The sequence below is a fragment of the Okeania sp. SIO2B9 genome (assembly GCF_010672505.1).
GTDB classification, from domain to species: Bacteria; Cyanobacteriota; Cyanobacteriia; order Cyanobacteriales; family Microcoleaceae; genus Okeania; species Okeania hirsuta.
This window is the reverse complement of the sequence record NZ_JAAHGK010000906.1, coordinates 1-3207: the sequence shown is the minus strand read 5'-3', so window position 1 is coordinate 3207 and position 3207 is coordinate 1. Positions and strand designations below refer to the sequence as shown.

Here is a 3207-nt window from a genome sequence, read left to right as displayed (position 1 = left end):
ATCTAATCATATTTTTTTTGAGATAGTGAATAACTCTATTGAAGTTTTATTTACTTATTTGTTGTAGAATTGAAATCAAATTTATTCTCAAAAATAGACTTAAATCTAGTTTATATTGTATCACAATGGAACATCAACAACTAATTATTTTTACTCGCTATCCAGAACCAGGAAAAACTAAAACACGATTAATACCTGCTTTGGGGGCTGAAGGTGCAGCAAATTTGCAACGTCAGATGACTGAAACAACTGTAAAAAAAGCTAATAAGTTATTTGATTTTATTTCATTATCTGTTGAAGTTAGATTTGTCGGTGGCGATTTACAATTAATGAAAAATTGGTTAGGTTCAGATTTAAAATATCAAGAACAAGGTATGGGGGATTTAGGGGAACGTATGGCAAGAGGGTTTCAATCTGCTTTTAATCGGGGGATGAAATCTGTGGTAATTATTGGTATAGATTGCCCTAGTTTAACTTCTGAAATTATTTTACAAGCTTTTGCTAAACTGACTGAATCTGATGTGATAATTGGTCCTGCAACAGATGGGGGTTATTATTTAATTGGTCTGAGAAAAATTACTCCAGAATTATTTCAAGGAATTAATTGGGGAACGTCCGAAGTATTGTCAAAAACTGTAGCGATCGCTCAAAGTTTGAAGTTAGTTATTGATTATTTACCTAAGCTTTCTGATATTGACCGTCCAGAAGATTTAGAAAAATCACAGTTTAAAATTAAGGGTACATCTCAGTTTTGAAGAAAGCCAAAAACTTATAGCTTTTAGGGAACAGAGAATAGGGAATAGAGAATAGGAGAAAAGTATTTTTGTAAATATGAGATGCACCCCAAAAATTAGGATGCTCTATAGTCTGAGTTTATACAGCATATTCCAAGTATATGAAGTACAAATATTAATAATTAAATGAATGCAAGTGCGGGCATCTTGTCCGCGAGGGATGTACTTCACCAAGGTGGAATCCGCTGTATCATATTCGGATAATCAGTTATAAAAAAAACTTCTGTCCTGGAACCTTTCTTTACCTTCTGCCTTCTGCCTTCTACCTTCTGCCTTTCTTTAACTGATAACTGATAACTGAAATGACCAGTATTTCGATTATTATTCCTGTTTTAAATGAAGTTAGTACGATTACCCAAACAATTTCAACAGCTCAAACGGCAAAAGATAAAGATATAGAAATAATAGTTGTTGATGGTGGCAGTAATGATGGAACAATTGAGCTGATTAAATGTTTAAATATCCAAGTTATTTCTTCTCTTCCTGGTCGTGCCACTCAGATGAATTGTGGAGCAAAAATAGCAAGGGGAAAAATTCTTTTATTTCTACATGGAGATACCCTTTTACCTTCAAACTTTGACCGAATGTTGGAAGAGATATTGGTCAAACCAAAAATTATTGCAGGTGCTTTTGAACTAAGTATTAGAGGAACAACAAAAAGTTTACGAATAGTTGAAAGAATGGTAAATTGGCGGTCGCGTTATTTGCAAATGCCTTATGGAGACCAAGGAATTTTTCTCCCAGCCAAAATTTTTCAAGAAATTGGTGGTTTCCCAGAAATACCAATTATGGAAGATTTTGAATTGATACGACAGTTAAAAAAAAGAGGACAAATAGCCATTGTACCAGCTCCAGTATTCACCTCTGGTCGTCGGTGGCAAAAATTAGGAATACTCAAAACTACTTTTATTAATCAAATAGTTATCATTGCTTATCTACTTGGGGTATCTCCAAAAAGACTAGCGCGATTATATCGTAGACATATATGAACGAAGGCAGAAGGCAGAAGGCAGAAGGCAGAAGGCACAACTGGATGGCCTTTCTGACCCCATCCAATGACTGCTGACCGCTGATTGCTGACTGCTGACCGCTTTTTTAAAAATAACCAGATTAGATTAATTTTTTTAAAGTTGAAAACCAATTTTGAGAATAGAATGCACCTACCTCGTAAAATATGAGCTTAATATCTTCTAAAGATTTTTGAACTCCTACTCAGAGGAAAGAATTAAGTATGCCAGAAGCTACAGATACAGGATTTGTTCAACCCTATAACGGAGATCCTTTCGTTGGTCATTTATCTACTCCAATCAGTGATTCTGACTTTACCAGAACATTTATCGGTAACTTACCTATCTACCGTCAAGGTCTATCCCCAATTTTACGGGGTCTAGAAGTAGGTATGGCCCACGGTTATTTTATCGTTGGTCCTTGGACAAAACTCGGTCCATTACGGGATTCTGCAGTTGCTAACTTAGGTGGACTAATTTCCGCGATCGCCCTAATTCTAATTGCTACTATCTGCCTATCCGCTTATGGCATAGTTTCCTTCCAAGGAGAGAGCGCTGAAGGTGCAGACCCACTAAAAACTTCTGAAGGTTGGAGTCAGTTTACTGGTGGTTTCTTCATTGGTGCAATGGGTGGTGCCGTTGTGGCTTTCTTCCTAATAGAAAACTTTGAAATTGTAGACTCTATTTTCCGAGGTGTATTTAATTAAATACCTCTTAAATAATTGAAGATGTAAATCGGATTTTTATATTTACATCTTGCCTTTAATGGGTGAAATAATTACAGTCAAATTTTGCCAAAAAAACAAGTAAAATTTTGATTAAATTCAGATAATCACCTACTTTGAAATAGTGTAATTTAAGGAGAATTTGAAATGACTGGTTCTTATGCAGCAGCTTACTTACCTTGGATTTTAATTCCTGTAGTTACCTGGTTAATGCCAATTGTAGTTATGGGTTTATTGTTCATTTACATTGAGAGTGAAGCCTAGTTTTTTATCCTTCTAGCTCAATAAGTTAATTGAATAAAGTGGCGTGTGAACATCTACCTGATAATGCAGGGGGTAAAAACGCCACTTTTTTGATGTTTTTTGGGGTGGTTATTGTTCAACAATTAATAATTAATAATTACCGATCCTTGAAAAGAAGAGGATTGACTCAAAGGAAAATTAATTCATTGTTTCTCCTTGCTTATGAGAAGCTTTAAACCTTAATTAGAGTTTGCTGAAAAAGTCTAATAGTGATGGTAGGGAACAGAGAACAGTTTAGACTATCTGTCATGGCCAATTTTTCTGATAGTTAGTGTCAAAACTTTACTATTTTGAGACGACAACAGCCAAAAACTAGGTACTTTTTCCAGACCTAAAAAGGCTCAAACCTTTATTTGTTAATGCTTTTATATTTATTCA

At 34.9% G+C, this 3207-nt stretch carries 4 protein-coding genes; all 4 read left to right on the top strand.

All coding sequences use genetic code 11. From position 1 onward, the window contains the following. Nucleotides 1-125: 125 nt before the first annotated feature. Nucleotides 126-755, top strand: a complete 630-nt coding sequence (locus F6K13_RS25260) for a TIGR04282 family arsenosugar biosynthesis glycosyltransferase (RefSeq protein ID WP_124143430.1) — start codon at nucleotides 126-128, stop codon at nucleotides 753-755. 341 nt (nucleotides 756-1096) lie between these two features. Next, complete coding sequence (locus F6K13_RS25255) at nucleotides 1097-1783, top strand: TIGR04283 family arsenosugar biosynthesis glycosyltransferase (RefSeq protein ID WP_124143429.1); 687 nt, start codon at nucleotides 1097-1099, stop codon at nucleotides 1781-1783. Nucleotides 1784-2025: 242 nt separating this feature from the next. Further along, the gene (locus tag F6K13_RS25250) at nucleotides 2026-2508 is read left to right on the top strand and encodes a photosystem I reaction center protein subunit XI (RefSeq protein WP_124143428.1); all 483 of its coding nucleotides are present in this window, start codon (nucleotides 2026-2028) and stop codon (nucleotides 2506-2508) included. A gap of 165 nt (nucleotides 2509-2673) precedes the next feature. Next, nucleotides 2674-2790: a photosystem I reaction center subunit VIII gene (locus F6K13_RS25245; protein WP_124143427.1), complete on the top strand. Its 117-nt coding sequence runs from the start codon at nucleotides 2674-2676 to the stop codon at nucleotides 2788-2790. The last annotated feature ends 417 nt before the right edge of the window (nucleotides 2791-3207 follow it).

Bases quoted from the DNA above. Each gene is read 5' to 3' on its own strand.
- F6K13_RS25245 (WP_124143427.1), top strand. From the start codon at position 2,674: ATGACTGGTTCTTATGCAGCAGCTTACTTACCTTGGATTTTAATTCCT.
- F6K13_RS25250 (WP_124143428.1), top strand. From the start codon at position 2,026: ATGCCAGAAGCTACAGATACAGGATTTGTTCAACCCTATAACGGAGAT.
- F6K13_RS25260 (WP_124143430.1), top strand. From the start codon at position 126: ATGGAACATCAACAACTAATTATTTTTACTCGCTATCCAGAACCAGGA.
- F6K13_RS25255 (WP_124143429.1), top strand. From the start codon at position 1,097: ATGACCAGTATTTCGATTATTATTCCTGTTTTAAATGAAGTTAGTACG.